The sequence below is a fragment of the Lysobacter sp. Soil_C_15 genome (genome assembly GCF_057657315.1).
Genome location: NZ_JBDGIR010000004.1, coordinates 262,202 through 282,542, shown reverse-complemented (window position 1 = coordinate 282,542; position 20,341 = coordinate 262,202). Strand labels below are relative to the sequence as shown.

General features: G+C 70.4%; 22 protein-coding genes and 1 riboswitch. Of the genes, 13 read left to right on the top strand and 9 right to left on the bottom strand.

The genetic code is table 11. The features are described 5' to 3' along the window. Positions 1-209 precede the first annotated feature (209 nt). Positions 210-1,058, top strand: a complete 849-nt coding sequence (locus tag AC3A57_RS11685) for a DUF4349 domain-containing protein (protein ID WP_487579076.1) — start codon at positions 210-212, stop codon at positions 1,056-1,058. A gap of 98 nt (positions 1,059-1,156) precedes the next feature. Here the strand turns inward: AC3A57_RS11685 and AC3A57_RS11680 are convergent, their stop codons facing one another. Continuing rightward, a complete protein-coding gene (locus AC3A57_RS11680) occupies positions 1,157-1,453 on the bottom strand; it encodes a hypothetical protein (RefSeq protein WP_487579075.1) in 297 nt (98 codons plus the stop codon). Between the two features lie 103 nt (positions 1,454-1,556). Here AC3A57_RS11680 and speG point away from each other — a divergent pair, with 103 nt between their 5' ends. Next, complete coding sequence (gene speG / locus AC3A57_RS11675) at positions 1,557-2,174, top strand: spermidine N1-acetyltransferase (protein ID WP_487579074.1); 618 nt, start codon at positions 1,557-1,559, stop codon at positions 2,172-2,174. 78 nt (positions 2,175-2,252) lie between these two features. On the opposite strand, the gene AC3A57_RS11670 is transcribed toward speG, so the two are convergent. Further along, entirely contained in the window at positions 2,253-3,203 is a 951-nt protein-coding gene (locus AC3A57_RS11670) for a peptidylprolyl isomerase (RefSeq protein WP_487579238.1), read from the bottom strand. A gap of 237 nt (positions 3,204-3,440) precedes the next feature. Between AC3A57_RS11670 and AC3A57_RS11665 the strand changes: the two genes are divergently transcribed. Then, positions 3,441-3,806 (top strand): PadR family transcriptional regulator, encoded by a 366-nt coding sequence (locus tag AC3A57_RS11665; protein WP_221671734.1) that lies wholly within the window; start codon positions 3,441-3,443, stop codon positions 3,804-3,806. Further along, positions 3,803-4,747: a sensor domain-containing protein gene (locus AC3A57_RS11660; RefSeq protein WP_487579073.1), complete on the top strand. Its 945-nt coding sequence runs from the start codon at positions 3,803-3,805 to the stop codon at positions 4,745-4,747. Before AC3A57_RS11665 ends, AC3A57_RS11660 begins: the two co-directional genes overlap by 4 nt. A 78-nt stretch (positions 4,748-4,825) precedes the next feature. Here AC3A57_RS11660 and AC3A57_RS11655 read toward each other — a convergent pair whose 3' ends face one another. From AC3A57_RS11655 to AC3A57_RS11645, 3 genes are all read right to left on the bottom strand, one after another. Continuing rightward, positions 4,826-5,218 carry a hypothetical protein gene (locus AC3A57_RS11655; protein WP_487579072.1) on the bottom strand — a complete coding sequence of 131 codons (393 nt, stop codon included), beginning with the start codon at positions 5,216-5,218 and terminating at the stop codon, positions 4,826-4,828. A 177-nt stretch (positions 5,219-5,395) separates the two neighbouring features. Beyond that, on the bottom strand, positions 5,396-6,640 hold the full coding sequence (locus AC3A57_RS11650; protein WP_221673624.1) for a polyhydroxyalkanoate depolymerase: 1,245 nt from the start codon (positions 6,638-6,640) through the stop codon (positions 5,396-5,398). A gap of 201 nt (positions 6,641-6,841) precedes the next feature. Beyond that, positions 6,842-7,450 carry a methyltransferase gene (locus AC3A57_RS11645; protein ID WP_487579071.1) on the bottom strand — a complete coding sequence of 203 codons (609 nt, stop codon included), beginning with the start codon at positions 7,448-7,450 and terminating at the stop codon, positions 6,842-6,844. Positions 7,451-7,618: 168 nt separating this feature from the next. Between AC3A57_RS11645 and AC3A57_RS11640 the strand changes: the two genes are divergently transcribed. Further along, positions 7,619-8,041, top strand: a complete 423-nt coding sequence (locus tag AC3A57_RS11640) for a CopD family protein (RefSeq protein WP_221671738.1) — start codon at positions 7,619-7,621, stop codon at positions 8,039-8,041. Between the two features lie 307 nt (positions 8,042-8,348). On the opposite strand, the gene AC3A57_RS11635 is transcribed toward AC3A57_RS11640, so the two are convergent. After that, entirely contained in the window at positions 8,349-10,070 is a 1,722-nt protein-coding gene (locus AC3A57_RS11635) for an alkaline phosphatase (protein WP_487579070.1), read from the bottom strand. 336 nt (positions 10,071-10,406) lie between these two features. On the opposite strand from AC3A57_RS11635, the gene AC3A57_RS11630 reads away from it, so the two are divergent. The 4 genes from AC3A57_RS11630 to AC3A57_RS11615 all read left to right on the top strand — a co-directional run bounded on the left by AC3A57_RS11630 (position 10,407) and on the right by AC3A57_RS11615 (position 13,784). Next, complete coding sequence (locus tag AC3A57_RS11630; protein ID WP_221671740.1) at positions 10,407-10,820, top strand: ArsR/SmtB family transcription factor; 414 nt, start codon at positions 10,407-10,409, stop codon at positions 10,818-10,820. A gap of 178 nt (positions 10,821-10,998) precedes the next feature. Continuing rightward, entirely contained in the window at positions 10,999-12,333 is a 1,335-nt protein-coding gene (locus AC3A57_RS11625) for a dicarboxylate/amino acid:cation symporter (RefSeq protein WP_487579069.1), read from the top strand. Between the two features lie 210 nt (positions 12,334-12,543). Continuing rightward, positions 12,544-13,062 carry a hypothetical protein gene (locus tag AC3A57_RS11620; protein WP_487579068.1) on the top strand — a complete coding sequence of 173 codons (519 nt, stop codon included), beginning with the start codon at positions 12,544-12,546 and terminating at the stop codon, positions 13,060-13,062. Further along, positions 13,062-13,784: a hypothetical protein gene (locus AC3A57_RS11615; RefSeq protein WP_487579067.1), complete on the top strand. Its 723-nt coding sequence runs from the start codon at positions 13,062-13,064 to the stop codon at positions 13,782-13,784. The genes AC3A57_RS11620 and AC3A57_RS11615 overlap by 1 nt, the downstream gene beginning before the upstream one ends. Before the next feature lie 22 nt (positions 13,785-13,806). Here the strand turns inward: AC3A57_RS11615 and AC3A57_RS11610 are convergent, their stop codons facing one another. After that, on the bottom strand, positions 13,807-14,295 hold the full coding sequence (locus AC3A57_RS11610; protein ID WP_487579066.1) for an NUDIX hydrolase: 489 nt from the start codon (positions 14,293-14,295) through the stop codon (positions 13,807-13,809). A gap of 308 nt (positions 14,296-14,603) precedes the next feature. On the opposite strand from AC3A57_RS11610, the gene AC3A57_RS11605 reads away from it, so the two are divergent. Next, positions 14,604-16,013: a M16 family metallopeptidase gene (locus AC3A57_RS11605; protein WP_487579065.1), complete on the top strand. Its 1,410-nt coding sequence runs from the start codon at positions 14,604-14,606 to the stop codon at positions 16,011-16,013. 10 nt (positions 16,014-16,023) lie between these two features. Beyond that, positions 16,024-17,445: a M16 family metallopeptidase gene (locus AC3A57_RS11600; RefSeq protein ID WP_487579064.1), complete on the top strand. Its 1,422-nt coding sequence runs from the start codon at positions 16,024-16,026 to the stop codon at positions 17,443-17,445. An 81-nt stretch (positions 17,446-17,526) separates the two neighbouring features. Here AC3A57_RS11600 and AC3A57_RS11595 read toward each other — a convergent pair whose 3' ends face one another. Both AC3A57_RS11595 and AC3A57_RS11590 read right to left on the bottom strand, forming a co-directional pair. Next, positions 17,527-17,973 (bottom strand): hypothetical protein, encoded by a 447-nt coding sequence (locus AC3A57_RS11595; protein ID WP_487579063.1) that lies wholly within the window; start codon positions 17,971-17,973, stop codon positions 17,527-17,529. Beyond that, the gene (locus AC3A57_RS11590; RefSeq protein WP_487579062.1) at positions 17,970-18,383 is read right to left on the bottom strand and encodes a hypothetical protein; all 414 of its coding nucleotides are present in this window, start codon (positions 18,381-18,383) and stop codon (positions 17,970-17,972) included. Before AC3A57_RS11590 ends, AC3A57_RS11595 begins: the two co-directional genes overlap by 4 nt. Before the next feature lie 115 nt (positions 18,384-18,498). Between AC3A57_RS11590 and AC3A57_RS11585 the strand changes: the two genes are divergently transcribed. Both AC3A57_RS11585 and AC3A57_RS11580 read left to right on the top strand, forming a co-directional pair. Beyond that, complete coding sequence (locus tag AC3A57_RS11585) at positions 18,499-19,098, top strand: NADPH-dependent FMN reductase (RefSeq protein ID WP_487579061.1); 600 nt, start codon at positions 18,499-18,501, stop codon at positions 19,096-19,098. Positions 19,099-19,100: 2 nt separating this feature from the next. Next, positions 19,101-19,595 carry an acyl-CoA thioesterase gene (locus AC3A57_RS11580; protein ID WP_487579060.1) on the top strand — a complete coding sequence of 165 codons (495 nt, stop codon included), beginning with the start codon at positions 19,101-19,103 and terminating at the stop codon, positions 19,593-19,595. A 389-nt stretch (positions 19,596-19,984) separates the two neighbouring features. Next, a riboswitch (cobalamin riboswitch) is annotated at positions 19,985-20,264 on the top strand. Positions 20,265-20,341: the final 77 nt, after the last annotated feature.

Here is a 20,341-nt window from a genome sequence, read left to right as displayed (position 1 = left end):
TGATCCAGGGCCGGCTCGCAAGTCCCCGGATCCTCGCCTTCGCGGGGATGACGGCTCGAAGATCCGGCGCAGCCGCCCAACCCCGTTCCGCCCCGATCCGCGTTGATGTATCCACGACAACGGCGACGCCGGGCGGATCCGCGTGCGCCGGCGGCGATGGCATAGTGCCGGGGCCGAACGGATCACGGACTAGGGCAAGGAGAACGGATATGGCGTATGGATTCGCGAAGCGGCTGCTGGCCGCGGCGCTGGTGGCAGGGACTTTGGCGGGCGCGGCGGGTTGCGCCAGGCACAACAGCGAGGCGGCCGCCGATGGCACCGCCGCTGCGGTGGCGGCGCCGGCGGCGCCGCCGGCGGAAGGCGGCGGCGCCGACAAGCCCGACCTCGGCGTGCTGCTGGCCTACCAACATCGGGTGCTGCTGCGCCTGCCCGGCGAGCGCATCGCGAGCCAGGCGCAGGCGGTGCGGGCCGGCTGCGACTCGGGCAAGTTCGGCGCCTGCGCGGTGTTGGAGATGAGCCAGACCGGCGGCGATTTCCCCAGCGCGATGGTGCAGGTGCGGATCGTGCCGGCCGGGGTCGAACCGCTGGTGGCCTTGGCCGGCAAGGGCGGGGAAATCTCCGACCGCAGCATCCAGGCCGACGACCTGGCCGCGGCGGTGCGCGACAACGCCATGCTGCGCGACCGGCTGCAGAAAGAGCATGCGCGCCTGTTGCAGTTCCAGCAGCGCGACGACCTCAAGATCGCCGACGTGCTGACCCTGTCCAACCGCATCGCCGAGCTCGAGGCGCAGTTGCAGGGCGCGCAGCAGGAAGCGGCGCAGCAGCAGCGGCGGATCTCGACCCAACTGATCACCTTCGATTTCGAAACCACCCGCAGCCAGGCCAGCCGCAGCGAAATCGGCGAAGCGTTCCGCGATTTCGGCGGCATCGTCGCATCGGTGGTCGCGTTCCTGATCCGAGCCGTCGCGGTGCTGCTGCCGCTGAGCCTGGCGGTACTGCCCTTGCTGTGGCTGTTGCGCCGCTATCTGCGCAAGCGCCGTCAGGCGCGCGGCGGCTGAGCTTCGATCGGCGGCGCGCGCCCGCGTCCGGGTACCGATCCGCTGCCGGCGCAGCGGATTGAGCGCGGCCCGCGCCGACCCGCCGGCCGCGCGAAGGATCAGCGCGCCTCGTCGTGCTCGAATTCGACCAGCACGTCCAGATCGAAGGCCAACGCTTCCACCGCCTCGCGCACCCGTGCGGCGGTGTGGTCGTTGGGCGCGTCGATCTCGATCTCGTGGACGCCGGGGCCGGCGTCGTCGGGCAGGCCGGCGGAGCTGGAGTCGGCATCGTCCATGTGCGGCATCAGGTCGGCGACTTCCTCGACGTGCTCGATGCCGTCGAGGCTGGACAGCAGGTTGCCGATCGCGCGGGCGTCGGTTTCGTTGCCGGTGACTCGCAATCGAAGCAGGGGCATGGCGTGGCCTCGTCGCAGGGGGTGGTTCGAGGCTAGGCAGGGGCCGGCTAAGGCGCCGTGAAGCGTCACACCGCCGCCGTGGACGGTGGAGTAGGGTGGGGTCATGAATGCGACCGACGCCACCGATACGATCCATGACGACGAATCCGCCGCGGCGGCCGGCGAGGCCGTGCCGATCGTGACCCTGCGCCCGCTGGAGCGCGGCGATCTGCACTTCGTCCACGTGCTCAACAACAACCGCAGCGTGATGGGCTACTGGTTCGAGGAGCCGTACGAATCCTTCGTCGAGCTCGAAGAGCTGTATCGCAAGCACATCCACGACCAGTCCGAACGCCGCTTCATCGTCCAGGACGGCGGCCAGGAACGGGTTGGCCTGGTTGAGCTGGTCGAGATCGACCACCTGCACCGCCGCGCCGAATTCCTGATCATGATCTCGCCCGAGCAGCAACGGCGCGGCTATGCGCGCGCCGCGACCCGGCTGGCGATCAACTACGCGTTCCGGGTGCTGAACCTGTACAAGCTGTACCTGCTGGTCGACGTCGACAATACCCACGCGATCCGCATCTACGAGGACGCCGGCTTCCGCCGCGAAGGCGTGCTGATCGACGAGTTCTTCAGCGACGGCCGCTACCACGACGTGGTGCGGATGTGCCTGTTCCAGCATCAGGCGCTGGGCGTGAGCGAGGACGGGCCGCTGTCGCGGCGCCAGCGCCGCGACTGAGGCCTGCGCGGCGCGCCGCGGCGGCGGGCTTGCGACGCAGCTCACGCCCCGGCCGTGCGGCCGGGGCGGAAAGGCGCCTCAGCGCTTGCCGGCCTTGCCTTTGCCCTTGTCCGCGGCCGCCGCGGCGGCGGCCTCGCGCACCGGCACCGGCACGTTGCAGATGTTGATGTGGCCGGCCGGCTGCAGGTACCAGTCGTCGCGCCGGTTGCGGCGCGATTCGACCAGCTCGGCGAACAGCGGGGTATCGGTGCGCAGCACTTCCAGGTTGGCGCGCTCGGCCTTGGGCACATCGCTGGCGAGGCGGATCGCGCGGATCGGCGTGCGCTGGGCCGGGTCGGCATAGAAACCCAGCGGGCCGGTGCCGCGCGGCAGCGCCGAGAGCAGCTCGATGCCCTGGACGACCCGGCCGACGGTGGTGATGTTGCGGTCCAGGTGGCGCGGCGACTGGCCGATCACCACGTAGAGTTCGGCGCCGTTGCTGGAGTCGGCGGCCATGTCGCGGCCGGCGCCGACCGTGCCGTAGCAGTGCGCCAGCCAGCTGCTGCCGGTGGCCGAATCGCGCGCGGCCGGGAAGCCGGCGACGAAGCCGGCTTCGCTCGCCCAACCGTCGGCGTCGGGCAGCACGGTCATCGCCAGGCCCTGGCTCTTGCGCGCGAACTCGGCCGGCAGCTTGGGCTTGACCCCGCGCCCGAGCGGCTTGCGCTTGGCCGGGTCCTCGGCGTTGCCGTCGCCCCATTGCACGACGTAGTTGTCCTGGGCGCGGTTGATGCTCAGGCCGTTCCAGTAACCGTTCGACGCCAGGGCGCGGATATTGGCCACGTGCGCCGGCGCGAATTGCGGCGCCAGCTCGATCACCACCCGGCCGGCGGCCAGTTCCACATACAGGGTGTTCTTCGGATCCAGCGCGCGCCAGTCGCCGGGCCGGCTGGCCTCGAGCACTTGCTGCATGGTCCGGCCCTTGGCGGCGGTCTGGGCCTGGGCGGCGGGCAGGGTGGCGGTCAGCAGGCAGAACAGGGCGGCGTGCGGCATCCAGCGCATCGGGCGGTCTCCGGAGCAAGGGCGTAGGGAACGGAAGCGCCGGCGCGGGGCCGGCGCGGTTGGCGAGCATGGCATGGAGGCAGGAGTGAGCGTAGCGGAGCGAGGAGCGAGCAAGGCGCCGGCTCGCTCCTCACTCCTCTCCGCTATTCACTGGCTATTACTATCAGCACATCCGCTATACCGAACTTCGCACTAGTGTGGACTCCAAGATAGCGGAAGGAGGCGGACGTGGACGAATTCGAAAGCCAACGGCGCAAGTTCCAGAAAGAGTTGAGCACCGGCACGGTCTCGCTGGCCCTGCTCGCCGTACTCGGCGGGGCGGACGAACCGATGTATGGCTACCAGATCGCCAAACGCCTGGAACGCGAGGGCGAGGGGGTGCTCAGCGGCAAGCAGAGCGCCCTGTATCCGGTGCTGCGCAACCTCGGCACGGCCGGGCTGCTGGACAGCCACGTCGAGCCTTCGGTGACCGGGCCGCCGCGCCGCTACTACCGCATTACCGACGCCGGGCGGCAGGTACTGCGCGAATGGGTTTCCGCTTGGCGCGCCACCCGCGATTCCGTCGATTCCGTACTCCAGGGGCTAGACCTATGAACGCCACCACCCACCATGCAGGTTCCGCTTCCGTCGCCGGCACGGGCCTGCCGCGCTCCATCCCCGAGTACCTGGAGCGCCTGCGCGCGGCCCTGGCCGGCGCCGATCCGGCGCTGGTGCAGGATGCGCTGTACGACGCCGAGGAATACCTGCGCTCGGAACTGGCCGAGAACCCGGGCCGCGGCGAGGCCGAGGTGATCGCCTCGGTCGCCGGCAGCTACGGCGCGCCGGACGAAGTCGCCGAGATTTATCGCGACACCGAGGTCAAGGTGCAGACCGCGCTGCGGCCGCCGGCGCCGAAGCCGCGCAAGTCGCTGCTGGGCCGCTTCTTCGGCGTCGCCGCCGAACCGCGCACCTACGCCGCGCTGTTCTACATGCTGCTGTCGCTGGCCACCGGCGTGTTCTACTTCACCTGGGTCACCACCGGCCTGTCGGTGTCGATGGGACTGATGATCCTGATCGTCGGCCTGCCCTTGCTGATCCTGTTCCTGGGCTCGGTGCGGGTGCTGGCCCTGGTCGAAGGCCGCCTGGTCGAGGTCATGCTCGGCGAGCGCATGCCGCGGCGGCCCTTGTACAGCCAGCGCGGCCGGCCTTTGCTGGAGCGGATCAAGGACATGTTCACCGATCCGCGCACCTGGGGCACGCTGCTGTACATGCTGCTGATGCTGCCGCTGGGCACGGTGTATTTCACCGTCGCGGTGACCGGGCTGAGCATCTCGCTGTCGCTGATCTTCTTCCCGCTGCTGCGCCTGATCGGCATCGGCACGGTGCAGTTCGACGGCTACGACGTATTCGCCGCCTGGGAGCCCTGGTCGTGGCCGGCGGCGGTGCTGGCGGGGGTGCTGGCGTTGTTCCTGACCATGCACATCGCCCGCCTGGTCGGCCAAGTGCACGGGCAGTTGGCCAAGCACCTGCTGGTGCGCTCGGCGCAGTACGGCTGAGTCGCGCGGCGCCGATCCGCAGGAACGAAAAAGCCGGCCGCGAGGCCGGCTTTTTCATGGACATCGTTGCTGCGCCGCTCAGGGCAGGAAGCAGCTCGCCTTTACCTGCATGAACGCGATCTGCTCGAACTGCATCGCGCTCTGGCAGGCCGGATCGGTCGAGGAACCGGCCTGCTGGCAGGTGCTCTGGCGCTGCTGCGAACGGATGTTGTAGAGCTGGCGCTGCACCGCGCACATGCCGGTCGGCGCCGGGCATTGCGCGTCCATTATTTGCCAGGACAGGTCCTCGACCTGTTGGCTCTGCAGGCACTGCCAGCTGTTCGGGCCATAGCTGGTGCAGTTGTTGACCCGCCTCAGGCGTTCGACCTCGACCTGGACGCGCGACGTCTGGCAGGCGGGGGTGGCGGCGGACGCGGCGGCCGAGGCCAGCAACAGCGCCGACAGGGCGGCGGATACGATGGCGATCTTCATCAGGCTCTCCTTAGCTGATCGGGATTCGCGAATGATCGGCGCGGCGATCCCGTGCGCCGCGCCGGGCGCGACTGTAGCGGCAACCGCGGCGGCCCGCCTGTGCCGCCCGCCCGATGCGGGTCGCAGAAAGCGCAAGCCCGGCCGGAGCCGGGCTTGTCGTTCGCCGCATCGCGCCGCTCAGCGCGCGTACTTGGCGATGAAGTCGCGCACCTGCGGATACACCTGGTCGCGCCAGCGGCGGCCGCTGAAGATGCCGTAGTGGCCGGCGCCGGCCACGGTCAGGTGCTCGCGGTCGGCTTCGGCCACGCCGGTGCACAGGGTGTGCGCGGCGCGGGTCTGGCCCTGGCCGGAGATGTCGTCCAACTCGCCCTCCACGGTCAGCAGGGCGGTGTTCTTGATCGCGCTGGGGTCGACCCGCTCGCCGGCCACGTCCCACAGCCCGCGCGGCAGCAGGTGCTGCTGGAACACCACGCGGATGGTGTCCAGGTAGTACTCGGCCGGCATGTCGAGCACGGCGTTGTACTCGTCGTAGAAGCGGCGGTGCGAATCGGCGTCTTCCAGGTCGCCCTTGAGCAGGTCTTGGTAGAAGTCCCAGTGCGACTGGAAGTGCCGCTCCGGGTTCATCGCCACGAAGCCGCCGTGCTGCAGGAAGCCAGGGTAGACGCGGCGGCCGCGGCCGGGGAAATTGGCCGGCACGTGGTGGATCAGGTTGCCTTCGAACCACCACAGCGGCTTGTGCACGGCCAGGTCGTTGACCTTGGTCGGGCTTTCGCGAGTGTCGATCGGCCCGCCCATCATCACCAGCGAACGCGGCGTGGCTTCGCCGCGCGCGGCCATCAGCGACACCGCCGCCAGCACCGGCACGGTCGGCTGGCAGACGCTGATCACGTGCAGGCGCTCGGCGCCGATCAGGCGGATGAAGTCCTGGATGTAGGCGACGTAGTCGTCGAGGGTGAAAGCGCCGTCCTCGATCGGCACCATGCGCGCGTCGACCCAGTCGGTGATGTAGACCTTGTGGTCGCGCAGCAGGGTCTTGACCGTGTCGCGCAGCAGGGTGCTGTGGTGGCCCGACAGCGGCGCGACCACCAGCACCGGCGGATCGTCCTTGAGCTCGGCGATGTTGCCGGCGTCGTCGGCGTAGCGCTTGAAGCGCAGCAGCCGGCAGAACGGCTTGCGCTGCATCTCGCGCTCGATCACCGGATAAGCGTTGCCGTCGATCTGCACCGAGTGGATGCCGAACTCCGGCTTCTCGTAGTCCTTGCCGACCCGGTACAGCAGTTCGTAGCCGGCGGCCAGGCGCGAGGCGCCGGGCAACGACGACAGCCAACTGCCGGGCGCGGCGAACATCTTCGCGCCGGCGTCGGCCCAGTAGGTCATCGGGGCCATCCAGGCGCGGCCGAGTTCGTGCATTTGATAAAGCAGCATCGGGTCGGACTCTCAGTGGCGGACGAACTGGCGCCGGAGCGTAGCGGTTCCGGCGCGGGCGGTTTGCTGCGGCGCAGCATAGCGGATTGCGACGACGGTCGCGTGAATGGCGCGGTGGCGGCGATCGCCGTTCCAGAATGTGATGAGACGCCGCCCGGCCGCGTGCCGGGGTAGGAGCGGGACGCCGCCGCTGCTCGCTCAGTCGGCGGTTTCCAGCGCCGCGGTGTCGCCGCGCAGGGCCGGGCCCAGCCACAGGTGCGAGCCCAGCGCGGCGAAGCCGTGGGCGGCGAAGCGCTCGCGATAGAAGCGCGCCGGGCGGCGCTTGAAGCCGTCGGTGTCGCCTTCGATGCCGTCCTCGCGGGCGAAGGTTTCCAGGAAGGCCACCCCGCCGCACAGCTCGGCCAGGCCGGGCAGGCCGCGGTCGAGCTCGCGCGTGTCCAGGTAGTGCATGACGTCGCTGCAGATCAGCAGATCGACCGGCGCGCAGGGACGCAGGTACTGGAAGTCGCCGAAGCTGGCCAGGTGCAGGTTGCGGCTGCGGCCGAAGCGCGCAGTGGCGTACCGGCTGGCGTCGAATCCCAGATACTGCGCGCGCGGCCGCAGCTTCAGCAAAGGCGCGCGCCACACGCCCTCGCCGCAGCCGATGTCGAGCACGCTGCGCAGCGGACGCTCGAGGTGGTACTCGGCGGTGGCCACGGCCAGGGCGACTTTGCGCGCCAGGCGCGCGGCGCCGCCGATGGCCTGGGCCTTGAGCGCCGGGTCGCGGTACCAGCGCTGGAAGTAGTCGGCGTCGTACTGTTTGCTCATGCGGGGCGTGGCTCGGCGGCGGGCGTGGCATCCTAACGCGCGCCGCGCCCGTGCGCAGGGCGCCCCGGCCGCGACCGTCGTGCGCGGGCCCGCAGCGGGCCGCGGCGACGGCATCGCTCGTTCTCCCCTTCGCCGTGCCAGCCTCGCCCGCCCGCCCAGGAAACCGCCATGAATGCCTATCTGTTGACCAAGACCTTCCATCTGGTGTTCGTGATGGCCTGGATGGGCGGGGTGTTCTACCTGCCGCGGATCCTGGTCAACATCGCCGAAGCCGGCGACGAACCCGCGGTGCGCGCGCGCCTGGTGCTGATGGGGCGGCGGTTGTATCGCTTCGGCCACATCATGTTCGGCCTGGCCGCGATCCTCGGTGGCGTGTTGTGGTTCGTGTTCCACATGAGCGGCGGCTGGCTGCACGCCAAGCTGACCGTGGTCGCGGCCATGTTCGCCTTCTACATCGTCAGCGGCCGCTGGCTCAAAGGCGTCGACCAAGGGCGTCCGCTGCCGTCCTCGCGCGCCCTGCGGGTATTCAACGAGATTCCGGTGTTCGCCCTGATCGCGGTCGTCTGGCTGGTGTTGGCCAAGCCGTTTTGAGCCTTGGGACTTGGGGATCGGGTCTCGGGACTCGGGACTCGGGACTCGGGACTCGGGACTCGGAACTCGGAACTCGGGACTCGGGACTCGGGTCTCGGGAATGGCCAAAAGCCGAAAGCGAACGTCCGGCAAAACGAAAACGGCGACCGCCAGGTCGCCGTTTTGCCGTTCCCTTTCGGGTTGTTGCCGTTGCCTCTGCTGTTCCCCCCTTTGAAAAAGGGGGGCAGGGGGGATTTGCTTCTGCCGCTGCCGCTGCCGCTGCCGCTGCCGCTGCCGTCGTTGTCGTCGTTGTCGCTGCCGCTTCGCCTCAAGGCGTCTTGAAATCGTCCGGGTTCGGCAACACCACCGGCACCCGGTTGGCGTCGCAACCGCCCTTGGCGCACAGCGCCGCGCGCAGGCTCGGCATCGACTGCAGCAGGAAGTGATAGATCGCGTTCTGCTCGACGCTGCCGCGCACCGCGGCGCTGCCGGGGCCGCGCGCCCAGATGCCGACGTCGTCGCCGCCGTGGGTCTCGGCGTTGGTCGGCACCAGCGCTTCCTGCATGAAATCCGGATGCTCGGTGTCGACCCGGCTCAGGTCCGGCCGGCCCTTGGCGATCTCTTCGAAGCCGCTGGCGGTGTGCGGGAAGGTGTGCGGGCCCTCCGGCTGCTGCGCGCTGGCGCCGGTGTAGCCTGGGCCGTTGCTGTAGCTGAGCGTGGTGTAGGGCCGGCCGAGCGCGTCGCGGGCGTATTCGTTGGCGTCGCCGTCCTCGCCGCTGGTGCCGCGCACCTTGCCCAGCATCGGGTTGCCGCGGGTCGGGTAGCCGACGAAGCTCAGGGTGTGCGAGTGATCGGCGGTGACCAGGATCAGGGTGTCGTCGGCCGAAGTGGCGCGGTCGGCGGCGGCGACCGCCTCGCTCAGGGCGATGGTGTCGGTCAGGGCGCGGTAGGCGTTGCCCATGTGGTGGGCGTGGTCGATGCGGCCGCCTTCGACCAGCAGCACGAAGCCCCGGTCGCCCTTGATCGCCTTCAAGCGCTCGATCGCGGCGACGGTCATCTCGGCCAGCGAAGGCTCGCCGGCGCGGTCCTGCGGACGGTCGTGGCTGAACTGCATGTGGTCGGGTTCGAACAGGCCGAACAGCGGCCGGTCCTTGGGCGCCGCGGCGAACTGCTTGGCGTTCCAGACATAGGCGCCGCCGGGATGACGCTGCTTCCAGGCCGCGATCAAGTCGCGGCCGTCCAGGCGCTGGCCGACCTTGTCGTCGTACTCCGGATCGCGCTGTTCGACGGTCATGAAGTTGCCGCGCCCGCCGCCGAGCAGCACGTCCGGGCCGGTGCCGAACGGCGACTCGATCATCTGCCGGGCGATGTCGACGCAACCCTCGGCCTTGGCCTTCTCCGGCAGGTCCATGTCGTTTTCCCAGTTGCGGTCGGCCGAATGGCTGAAGGTCGCGCCCGGGGTGGCGTGGGTGACGCGGGTGGTGGTGACCACGCCGGTGGCCAGGCCTTGGCCCGCGGCCAGTTCCCACAGGGTCAGCATCGGCGCCTTCAGCGCTTGCGCGCAGTCGCCGCGCAGACCCTTCTGGCCGATGCTGAGCACGCCGGCGCGGGTCTTCACTCCGGTCGCCATCGCGCTCATGGTGCCGGCCGAGTCGGGAGTCTGCGAGTCGGTGTTGTAGGTCTTGCTGAGCGCGGTGGCCGGGAAGCGTTCCCAACTCAGGCGGTTCTCCTCGCCCGGCGCGCCGCGCTGCTGGCCGGCGAGGATGCGTGCGGCGGCGACCGTGGTCAGGCTCATGCCGTCGCCGACGAACAGGATCACGTTCTTGGCCTTGGCTGCGCCGGCGCCGCGCTGCGCGGCCTGGGCGGCGCCGTCGCGATACCACCAGGCCGGGGTCTCGTCCTGCGGATGCTGGATCGTCGGCACATCGACCACAACGCCGGCCGAGGGCGCATCGGCGCGGGTGGTCGGCGCGGCCGCCGCGCAGGCGGTCAGCAGCGCGGGCACGAGGAGGGCGGGCGCAAGGGTAACCAGGGAACGCAGCTTAGGCATCGGATGGCCGGACTTGGGACGGACAAGCGGCCGATTATGCCCCGGGCGTGTGACGGCGCGAGCGCACGGCGGGCGAGTGGGTTTGCGGCGCGAGGCGAGAACGCCAGCGCCGGCACAACGACGCGCCGGAGACGACAGGGCCGAACGCTATTGCGAACCCCAATCCCCAATCCCAATCCCAATCCCAATCCCAATCCCAATCCCAATCCCTAGCCCTAGCCCTAGCCCTAGCCCTAGTCCCGAGTCCCGAGTCCCGAGTCCCGAAATCCCGAAATCCCGAAATCCGGAACTTCGGAAGCTATGGCGACGCGCCCCCGCTTGTAGCAAGCTTGCCCGATGCGCCCGCTGCACCATCCCGCCACCGAAGACATCGAGCTGACCGCCGTGCTGTACGCGCTGGCCGACCCGGTGCGGCTGCGGCTGATCCGCGGGCTGAGCCGCGACAAGCCGGTGTCCTGCGTCGGCGCCTGCGTCGAGGACGAGCTGCCGCGCGCGACCCTGTCTCGGCACTTCGACGTGCTGCGTTCGGCGGGCCTGGTGCGCACGGTCAAATCCGGAACGCAGTATCTCAACACCCTGCGCTGCGACGATCTGGAACTGCGCTTCCCTGGCCTGTTGCGTGCGGTGCTGGCCGGGTGCGGCGCCGCCGCGGCCGCCGCCGGACCGGCGCCGAAGCCCGCGGCGAAAGCCTCTGCGGCGACCCGCCGCCGCGGCGCGGCGCGCTCGCCCGCGGCCAAGGCGCGGGGCTGACGATGCACCGGCGCGCGCGGCGATTTGCCGAAGCGGTCGCTGTTCATGACGTTTGGTTGCCGGCTTATGCCGCCGGATTCGCCGGGGCCGCCGCTAAGCTGTTTATCGTGGCGTCCCGCCATCGCCGGGCCGCCTCGCGCGGCGCGGCGCCTCTCTCGACTTCACTGGACGATACGCCATGACCGCAGTGTTCCAGGCCTGGTTCCGCATTCCGTTCTGGCAGCGCGTGGTCGCCGGCTTCGTGCTCGGCGCGCTCGCCGGCTGGGCGTTCGGGCCCGCGGCCGAAACCTGGTTCGGTCCGCTCGGCGATCTCTACGTCACCCTGATCAAGATGATCGCGGTGCCCTTGGTGTTCTTCGCGGTGATCAACGCGGTGGCCTCGCTGCACGGGCAGAAGTCGATCGCCGCGCTCGGCGGCCGCACCTTCCTCTGGTTCGCGATCACCGCGGTGCTGGCGGTCGCGGTCGGGCTGGCGGTCGGTACGATCCTGCAGCCGGGCACCGGGGTGATCGGGCTGGCGGTGGACTCGGCCTACAAGCCGCGCGACGTGCCCAGCGTGACCCGGGTGCTGCTCGACGTGGTGCCAAGCAACCCGTTCTATGCCCTGACCGGCATCGGCACGACCAAGAACGCCGCAGGCGAAACCGTGCTGGCCGCGGGCAAGGGTTCGATCCTGCCGGTGATCTTCTTCGCCGGCCTGCTCGGCTTTGCGATGGTCAAGCTCGGCGAGAAGGTCGCCGGCGTGCGCAAGCTGGTCGGCGAAGCCAGCGACCTGATGATCCAGGTCACCCGCTTCGTGCTCGAAGTGACCCCGATCGGCACCTTCGGCCTGATCGCCGGCCTGGTCGGCGCCTACGGTTTCGAAAAGCTGCTGCCGTTGGGAAACTTCGTCCTCGCCCTGTACCTGGCCTGCGCCCTGCACATCGTCGTGGTCTACAGCGCGCTGCTGCTGGCCCACGGACTCAACCCGCTGAAGTTCTTCCGCGGCGCCGCGCCGGGCATGCAGGTCGCGTTCGTCAGTTCGTCGAGCTTCGCCGCGATGCCGGTGGCGATGCGCTCGATCACCCACAATCTCGGCGTCAACAAGGATTACGCCGCGTTCGCCTCGCCGTTGGGCGCCAGCATCAAGATGGACGGCTGCGGCGCGATCTACCCGGCGCTGTGCGCGGTGTTCATCTCGCAATACACCGGCACGCCGTTGAGCGCCGATCAGTACTTCATCGTCCTGATCGCCTCGGTGCTGGGCAGCTTCGGCACCGCCGGCGTGCCGGGCACGGCGGTGATCATGGCCACGGTGGTGCTCAGCGCGGCCGGCCTGCCGCTGGAGACCATCGGCTATCTGTACGCGATCGACCGCATCCTCGACATGATGCGCACCATGACCAACGTCACCGGCCAGATGCTGGTGCCGGTGCTGGTGGCCAAGGAGACCGGCCTGCTCGACCGCGCGGTCTACGAGGCGGCGCCGACCAACGTCGGCATCGAAGACGGTCCGGAGCAGGGCCGCACCTGATCGAACCGGACGGCCCGAGGCCGTCCGCCGCGCGCCGTCCGCGTCCTTAGGCGGGACGGCGCTGCGCCCAAAGGCCGTGGCACATTCGCGCCGGTTTGCGGCATCATCCAGCCCTCGCGACCGACACGGAGTGCTGGGATGACGGCAGGGACGTCGACAGGAAACAGCGCCAGGACGGCGCGCGCAGCGATTCGCCTGGCCGGCGCCGCGATGGCCTTGGGCCTGGCCGCCTGCGCCAGCGCGCCGCCGGCGGCCGAGGCCGATGCGCGCTCCGGCGCGGTCGGCGTGCGCTCGATCGACAAGCAGTTGCTCGACGCCGATCGTTTGTCGCTGGCGGCCAACGAAACCTTCCAGATGCCGCTGGCCGAGGCCGGCAACGCCGCGCCGGCCTATCCCGAGGATCTGCTCGCGCAGCGGCTGGGGCCGCAGACGGTCTGCCTGAATCTGGCCATCGGCGCGGACGGCGCGGTCGCCGGCAGTCGTCCGGTCGAGCGCGCCGAGGGCTGTCCGGCGCCTGACACGGTCGACCCGCGCTTCTTCGCCGCGGCTAGGCGAACGGTCGCGGATTGGCGGTTCGACCCGGCGTTCCGCTGCGTCTACCCCGGCGCCAAGCCCGCCGACGAGCAGGGCTGCGTCAGCGGCCGCGAGGAGCCGGTCGCGGTCAGCCTGGCGTTCGTCTTCGTGTTCGAGCAGCACGACGGCCGCGGCCTGGTCCGGATCGGCGGCTGATGGCGACTTTGCGCGAAAGCGGGCCGTCGTTCGGCGTCGCCGCGGCGCCGATGCAGGACGAAGAGCGCCGGTGTCTGTCGCGCTTCGCCGGCCTGGATCGGCCGGCCTCCGATGCCGGCCTGTGGCGGCGCGCGCTGCGGCCCTGGTTGAGTTTGATCCCGGCGAGCCTGCTGTTGGCGTGGCTGGCGCAGCGCGCGGCGCTGCTGCCGGTATGGCTGGAGGGCCGGTTGGGCGCGGCGCTGGCGGCGTACCTGAGCGCGAGCGGGCTCGGCCTGCTCGGCTACGGGCTGTGGCTGCGCCGTCGTCGCGTGCAGTGGCGGCGGCGCGTGCTTGGGCCGTACCTGGCCGATCTGGACCGCGGCGACGTCGAGGAAGAGCGTTACGCCTTCGACGCCTGCAAGTCCTGGCGCGAGCCCGAACGCGGCGCGGTGCTGCACCTGCTGCGCATCGACGCCGAGCACTGCCTGGCCGTGCACGATTATCGCGACCAGGACTATGCCGACTTCCTGGCCGGCGAAGCGCCGCGGCGTCTGTTGCGTCCGGCGCGGCGCGCGGTGTTGCGGCGTGCGCCGGTATCGAGGCTGGCGCTGTCGCTGCGCTTCGACGACGACGCCTTCGCCACCGTGGTCGAGGACGGGCCGTACAGCGATCGTTGGCCGCCGAACCGGCAGGTCTGGCGGGTGCCGTGGGACGAGATCGAACTGCGGCTGATGGCGGCCTGAGCGGCGCGCGCCGGCCGGATGCTCAGATGCGCGAAAAATTCCACGACTGCATGCGCCCGTCGCGATACGGCATGACGCCGTGGAACGGGCGCGGATCGGCGTCGAACACCAGCGGCAGGAATTCGCGGTCGCCTTCCCACATCGGCAACTCGTGCAGGCGATCGATCGCCACCCACTCCAGCGCGCCTTCCGCGTTGCTGGCCGGCGGAGCGCCGGCGAAGGCGGTGATCACGAATACGAAGCCCAGCCAGTCCTCGCCGTGCTTGCCGAAGCCCGGCCAGCTGATCGTGCCGCGCAGGTTCATCGCCAGGCACTCGATCCCGGCCTCTTCGCGGATTTCGCGGCGCATGCCGGCGACCACGTCTTCGTCGCGCTCGAGCTTGCCGCCCAGGCCGTTGTACTTGCCGAGCTGGTGATCGTCCGGGCGCGCGTTGCGATGCACCATCAGCACCTGGCGGCCGTCGGGCGACAGGACATAACCGAGGGTGGCGACGATGGGCGTATACGGCATCGGGGATTCCTGGCGGGAGCGTGCGGACGCGGCCGACGGCGAGCGGGCAGAGTGCGCGGCGGCGGACGCGGGCCGCACAGTGTCGGCGATCCGTCGCGTCGAGGCCAGGACGTCCTGGCCAGGACCGTCGCCTACGCAAGCCGCGGCGAACGTCCCACGTGACTTCCGCCCCACGTGACTTCCGCCCCATGTTTTCGCTCCGTTCGCTCGTGGCGCCGTGCCCGGTTGGCGTGCGGCAGCCTCCGTCACGTAGCATCGGGGGCCCGCCGCGGTTGCCGGCGGACCATTCGACCTGTAAGGAGACATCCATGCGCAAGCGTCATCTGAGCGTGTTGCTGGCCGGCCTGGCCACGATCGCCAGCGCCGCGTCCGCCACCGCGCACGCCGCCGAGAGCGATCGTTGGCAGGTGCCGGTCGCGGTGAAGAAACTCGACAACGGACTGACCGTGGTCGTATCCCAGGACCGCACGTCGCCGACCGTCGGCGTCAGCGTGGTCTACCGCGTCGGCATGCGCCTGGAACCGCGCAACCGCACCGGCTTCGCCCACCTGTTCGAGCACCTGATGTTCCAGGGCACGCCGGTCGCGCCCAAGGGCGTGTTCGACAACGTCATCAGCGGCGGCGGCGGACGCAACAACGGCTCGACCCGGGCCGACTTCACCAACTACATCGAGGTCGCGCCGGTGTCGGCGCTGGACCGCATCCTGTGGCTGGAAGCGGATCGGATGAAGACCCTGGACTTCAATCCGACCACGCTCAAGAACCAGCAGGACGTGGTCAAGGAGGAGATCCGGGTCAACGTGAAGAACAAGCCCTACGGCGGCTTCATGTGGATCGACATCGCCCAGCAGGCGTTCCAGAAGTGGGAGAACAACCACGACGGCTACGGCAGCTTCGAAGACCTGGAGAACGCCAGCCTCGACGATGTGCGTTCGTTCCACCGCGACTACTACGGCCCCAACAACGCGGTGCTCGGCATCGCCGGCGACATCAGCCCCGAAGAGGCGTTCAAGCTCGCCGACAAGTACTTCGGCGCGATCCCGGGCCGGCCGACGCCGCAGGCGCCGGATTTCTCCGAAGGCCTCAACACCCAGGAAAAGCGCATCACCCAGAGCGACGCGCTGGCCCAGGTGCCGGCGCTGGCCGCGGCCTGGAAGATGCCCGCGCGCGGCAGCCGCGACCAGGCGCCGATGGCGGTGCTGGGCAACCTGCTGGCCGGCGACGAGGCCTCGCGCCTGTACCAGGGCCTGGTCAAACAGCGCCAGATCGCGATCAACGTCGATCCGCTGTACGGCCTGACCGACCCGTGGAGCTACAACGGCCCGACCCTGTTCACCCTGTTCGCGCTGTATCGCCCCGACAGCAGCGCCGACGCGGTGCTGGCGGCGATCGACGAGGAAGTGGCGAAGATCGCCCGCGAAGGCGTCGACGCGGCCACCCTCAAGCGGGTCAAGACCCGCATGCTGGCCGACTGGTACAACGGCCTGGAAAGCTTCATCGAACGCGCCGACACGGTCGCGCGCATGCAGACCCTGTGGGGCGATGCGCAGGTGGTGAACAAGGTGCCGGGCTGGATCGAGGGCGTGACCTCGGCCGACCTGCAGCGCGTCGCCAAGACCTATCTGACCCGCGCCAACCGCACCGTGATCGACCGCCGTCCGGCGGCGATGATGCCCGGCGCGGCCAAGCCCGCCGCCGCGCCGTCCGGCCAGCACTGAGGAGACGACCATGACGATCCATAAGACTGTGCTCGCGCTCGCCACCGCGCTGGTCCTGTTCGGCAGCGGCGCCGCCGTGGCCGGCCCCGGAGTCAAGCTGCCCGCGCAACTGCCGCCGCTGGCCGCCGACAAGGCCCTGCCGGTGCCGCAGATCGCCCAGAAGACCCTGGCCAACGGCCTGCAGGTGTGGGTGGTGCCGCGCCAGGGCGTGCCGCGGGTGGACTACGTGCTGGCGGTGCGCAACGCCGGCCTGGCCGCCGATGCGGCCGACGCGCCGGGCTTCGCTTCGCTGTACGCCGGCCTGCTGACCCAGGGCACCGCCAAGCGCGACGCCAAGGCGATCGCCGAGGCGGCGCAGGGCTACGGCGGCGGCATCGGCGCCAGCGCCGGCAACGACGGCATCCAGCTCAGCGCCAACGCGCTGCCGACCCAGGCCGAGCCGATGCTGCGCTTGCTGGCCGAAGTCGCCCAGCAGCCGACCTTCCCCGACGGCGAGGTCAAGCTGGCCCAGGCCAACGCCCTGCAGGGTTTGAAGGTCGCCCAGTCGCAACCGGGCTTCAAGGCCACCCAGGCCCTGCTCGCCACCACCTTCGGCGACCATCCGTACGCGCGGGTGCAGCCGACCGAGGCGGCGATCAACGCGGTCACCGCCGAAAAGGTGCGCGCCGAACACCTGCGCCGCTTCCGTCCCGACCGCGGCCTGCTGGTCATCACCGGCCGGATCGCGCCGGAGCAGGGCTTCAAGCTCGCCGAGGCCGCGTTCGGCGGCTGGAAGGCCGAGGGCGAAGCGATCGCCGACGCCGCGCCGGCGCGGCGCGAGGCGCCGGCGAAGCGGGTGTTCGTGCAGCGCGACGGCAGCGTGCAGTCGGCGGTCCGGCTGGGCCATCCGGCGATCGCCGCGACCGACGCCGACTACGTGCCGGCGCAGCTGGCCGGGATCGTGCTGGGCGGCGGTTTCAGCAGCCGGCTGATGCAGAACCTGCGCGAGGACAAGGGCTATACCTACGGCGCCCGCGGCGGCCTCAGCGCGATGCGCGCCGGCGGCCTGGTCCAGGCCTCGGCCGACGTGCGCAACGAGGTCACCGGCGAGGCGATCAAGGAGTTCCTGTACGAGTTCGGCAAGCTCAACGACTACAAGGTCGATGCGCCCGAGCTGGAGGACACCAAGCGCTACGTCGCCGGCGGTTATCTGATCAACAACCAGATGCAGGGCGCGGTCGCCGCGACCCTGGCCGGCAACTGGCTGGCCGGGCTGGCCCCGGAGTTCCTCGGCGAGTACGTGCCGAAGGTGCGCGCGGTCGGCGCCGAGCAACTGCAGGCGATGGCGCGCAAGTACTACGCGCCGAAGGACTTGTCGATCATCGTGGTCGGCGACGCCAAGGCCCTGGGCAACCAGCTCAAGCCTTACGGCGAGTTCGGCGCCAGCCCCTGACCGAGCCGGTTTAGGCAACAAGAAAGCCCCGGCTGCGAAGCCGGGGTTTTCGTTTCCAGCGCCTTGAGGCCGAGCGCGGGCTCAGTTCTCGCCGAACCACTTCAGCACCACGCCGACCGCGAGCGCGGCGAACAGCAGGCCGGCGGCGCCGTAGATCAGGCCGTTGATAAAGAATCCGTGGCCGCCGGGAAAAGCGCCGACGATCGTCCCGGTCAGCGCGGCGTAGACGGCGTAGACCGGAACGAACACCAGCCGCGCCAGCCATTGGCCGCGTTCGCCGCGCTCGGGCGCGGGTTGCAGCGGCCGGCCGGTGGCGGCCCAGCGCAGCGCCATACGCGCCAGTACGAACGGCGCGATCAGCATCGCCAGCGCTTCCAACGCCTTGTAGCCGACCACCAGGCCGACCGCGAGCATGCCGCCGCCGATCCACATCGCGGTGTCGTCGCCGGGCGCGCCAAAGCGGGCCAGGCCCGCGCCGAGGGCGAACGCGGCGACGAACACGCCGAATCCGTACAACACTTGCTTCATGCGGTCTCCTTCGCGCGGCGCGCGATCGTGCGGGCGCCGAGCCAGCTGGCCGGCAGGGGCAGCAGCAGGCCGGCGATCAGCATCCACAGCGGGTGGGCGAACATCGCGTTGACCGCGATCACTGCGCAGACGATCAGCGCGCCGACGGTCAGCGCCGCGCCGCGCCGGTGCCGGCGCGAGATCAGCGCCGCGACCAGACCGCCGGCGTAGCCGCCGACGGTCCAGCCGGCGACCACCAGGGCCAAGGCCGCGAACGGCGCGCCGGCCACGTGCGCGGCCCAGGCCGCCATGTCGTTCGGGTCGGCGCCGGGCGCGAACGGGTGCAGGCGGGCCGAGCCGAATTCGAACAGCTGCATCGTCGCCATCGCCGCCAGCATGCCGACGAGCACCGCCAGGATCGTACGTGCCATGGTCCGCGCCTCCCCAGGGTGGGTGGCCGCGAGCATCGCGCCGCCGTCGTCGCCGCGCAAGCTCCCGCTGCCGGAAGGGCTCGCGCATAATCCCCGCTTCGCCACGGAGCCCGCCATGTCCGCCGCCATCCCGTCCGCCGCCCCGCGCCTGCTGGCTTTCGCCGGCAGCCTGCGCCAGGGATCCTTCAACCGCCGCCTGATCCCGGTCCTGGCCGAAGGCGCGCGCGCCGCCGGCGCGCAGGTGACCCTGATCGAGCTGCGCGACTATGCGCTGCCGGTGTACGACGGCGACATCGAGGCCGAGGGCATGCCCGACAACGCGCGCCGGCTGCAGGCGCTGATGGCCGAGCACGACGGCCTGCTGATCAGCACCCCGGAATACAACGGTTCGATGCCGGCGCTGGTCAAGAACACCCTGGACTGGATCTCGCGGCCGCTGCCGGACGGCGCCTCCGGCACCAGCCTGTTCGCCGACAAGGTCGCCGGCATCGTCTCGGCCTCGCCGGGCCCGCTCGGCGGGCTGCGCTCGCTGCTGGTGCTGCGCGACGCGCTGGCCAAGCTCGGCCTGCTGGTGGTGCCGCAGCAGGTCGCGGTCGGCCAGGCCGGCGACAAGCTCGCCGATTACGGCCAACTGAGCGACCAACGCCAGCGCGAGGCCGTGCAGCGGGTCGGCGCGGCGGTGGTGCGGCATATCAAGGTCGTGCGGGAGGGCTGAGCATGAAAGGGCAGCAACGCGAATTGAACCTGCGCTTCCTGGCCCAGCCGACCGACGTCAACTACGGCGGCAAGGTCCACGGCGGCATGGTCATGAAGTGGATCGACCAGGCCGGTTACGCGGCCGCGGTCGGCTGGAGCGGCAAGTACAGCGTCACCGTCGCGGTCGGCGGGATCCGCTTCGTCGCTCCGATCCGGATCAGCGACCTGGTCACCGTGCACACCAAGCTGATCCACACCGGCACCAGCAGCATGCATTTCGCGGTCGACGTGAAGGCGCGCGACCCGGGCCTGGACGACGGCGTGGCCGAAGAGCGCCTGTGCACCCACTGCGTGATCGTGTTCGTGGCGATGGACGCCGACGGCAAGCCGACCCCGGTGCCGACGTGGACCCCGCTGACCGAGGACGACAAGCGCCTGGCCGAGTACGCGCTGAAGATCATGGAACTCAGCAAGGGCATCGAGGCGACGGTCGAGCGTTACGTGCACGAGGGCTGATCGGGAAGCGGCGTTCGCCGTGGACCGGCGCTAAAGCAAATCCCCCTGGCCCGTCCGGCCAGCAGGCACAGCCTGCTGGCGTTCGATCGTGCGCGAACCTGGCGGTTCGCAAGCGCACGCTCTCACCCTTTTCCAAAGGGGGAGCTGCAAAAGCATTCCACCGAGCCACCGAGCCACCGAGCCACCGAGCCACCGAGAACCGAGAACCGAGCGCGTCATCGATCGCCCCCTTTGAAAAAGGGGGCCAGCGCCCGGCGCAAGCGGGTTGCTGAGCGATGTCCGCAGCGCGGGGGGATTTGCTTTCAGCGTCCGCCACGATCTCCGTCGGCCCGACACACCGACCGCCTCCATACCCCCGCGTCCGCCCCGCGCCGGCGCGCTGTGCTAGATTGCGCGCGCTTTGCATCTGGTGCCGCCTCGCCCTCCCGGCGACGCGGTTAAACGGGAAGCCGGTGCGTCCGCGATGCCGCGGACCAGTCCGGCGCTGCCCCTGCAACGGTAGGCGGGTTAAAGCATCGGCACGTCGGCGACGGCCGCGGGGGCGCGATCCAGCGCCGGTTCCGCGCGCCCGCCGCAGCCACTGGAGCGTCCGCTCCGGGAAGGCGCCGATGCGCCGGGTTCGTCCCGGCCCCCGCAAGCCCGGAGACCGGCCGGTGCGTATGCGGTGGACGTCGCGGAGGGCGGCGTCGCGCGCCCGTGCACCGGGTCCGTGGCCTGCCTCCGCGGTTTCGTTCGCCTCCTTCACC

Coding starts and splice junctions, on each gene's coding strand:
- AC3A57_RS11685 (WP_487579076.1), top strand. CDS start 210: ATGGCGTATGGATTCGCGAAGCGGCTGCTGGCCGCGGCGCTGGTGGCA.
- AC3A57_RS11680 (WP_487579075.1), bottom strand. CDS start 1,453: ATGCCCCTGCTTCGATTGCGAGTCACCGGCAACGAAACCGACGCCCGC.
- speG (WP_487579074.1), top strand. CDS start 1,557: ATGAATGCGACCGACGCCACCGATACGATCCATGACGACGAATCCGCC.
- AC3A57_RS11670 (WP_487579238.1), bottom strand. CDS start 3,203: ATGCCGCACGCCGCCCTGTTCTGCCTGCTGACCGCCACCCTGCCCGCC.
- AC3A57_RS11660 (WP_487579073.1), top strand. CDS start 3,803: ATGAACGCCACCACCCACCATGCAGGTTCCGCTTCCGTCGCCGGCACG.
- AC3A57_RS11655 (WP_487579072.1), bottom strand. CDS start 5,218: ATGAAGATCGCCATCGTATCCGCCGCCCTGTCGGCGCTGTTGCTGGCC.
- AC3A57_RS11645 (WP_487579071.1), bottom strand. CDS start 7,450: ATGAGCAAACAGTACGACGCCGACTACTTCCAGCGCTGGTACCGCGAC.
- AC3A57_RS11640 (WP_221671738.1), top strand. CDS start 7,619: ATGAATGCCTATCTGTTGACCAAGACCTTCCATCTGGTGTTCGTGATG.
- AC3A57_RS11635 (WP_487579070.1), bottom strand. CDS start 10,070: ATGCCTAAGCTGCGTTCCCTGGTTACCCTTGCGCCCGCCCTCCTCGTG.
- AC3A57_RS11630 (WP_221671740.1), top strand. CDS start 10,407: ATGCGCCCGCTGCACCATCCCGCCACCGAAGACATCGAGCTGACCGCC.
- AC3A57_RS11625 (WP_487579069.1), top strand. CDS start 10,999: ATGACCGCAGTGTTCCAGGCCTGGTTCCGCATTCCGTTCTGGCAGCGC.
- AC3A57_RS11620 (WP_487579068.1), top strand. CDS start 12,544: ATGGCCTTGGGCCTGGCCGCCTGCGCCAGCGCGCCGCCGGCGGCCGAG.
- AC3A57_RS11615 (WP_487579067.1), top strand. CDS start 13,062: ATGGCGACTTTGCGCGAAAGCGGGCCGTCGTTCGGCGTCGCCGCGGCG.
- AC3A57_RS11610 (WP_487579066.1), bottom strand. CDS start 14,295: ATGCCGTATACGCCCATCGTCGCCACCCTCGGTTATGTCCTGTCGCCC.
- AC3A57_RS11605 (WP_487579065.1), top strand. CDS start 14,604: ATGCGCAAGCGTCATCTGAGCGTGTTGCTGGCCGGCCTGGCCACGATC.
- AC3A57_RS11600 (WP_487579064.1), top strand. CDS start 16,024: ATGACGATCCATAAGACTGTGCTCGCGCTCGCCACCGCGCTGGTCCTG.
- AC3A57_RS11595 (WP_487579063.1), bottom strand. CDS start 17,973: ATGAAGCAAGTGTTGTACGGATTCGGCGTGTTCGTCGCCGCGTTCGCC.
- AC3A57_RS11590 (WP_487579062.1), bottom strand. CDS start 18,383: ATGGCACGTACGATCCTGGCGGTGCTCGTCGGCATGCTGGCGGCGATG.
- AC3A57_RS11585 (WP_487579061.1), top strand. CDS start 18,499: ATGTCCGCCGCCATCCCGTCCGCCGCCCCGCGCCTGCTGGCTTTCGCC.
- AC3A57_RS11580 (WP_487579060.1), top strand. CDS start 19,101: ATGAAAGGGCAGCAACGCGAATTGAACCTGCGCTTCCTGGCCCAGCCG.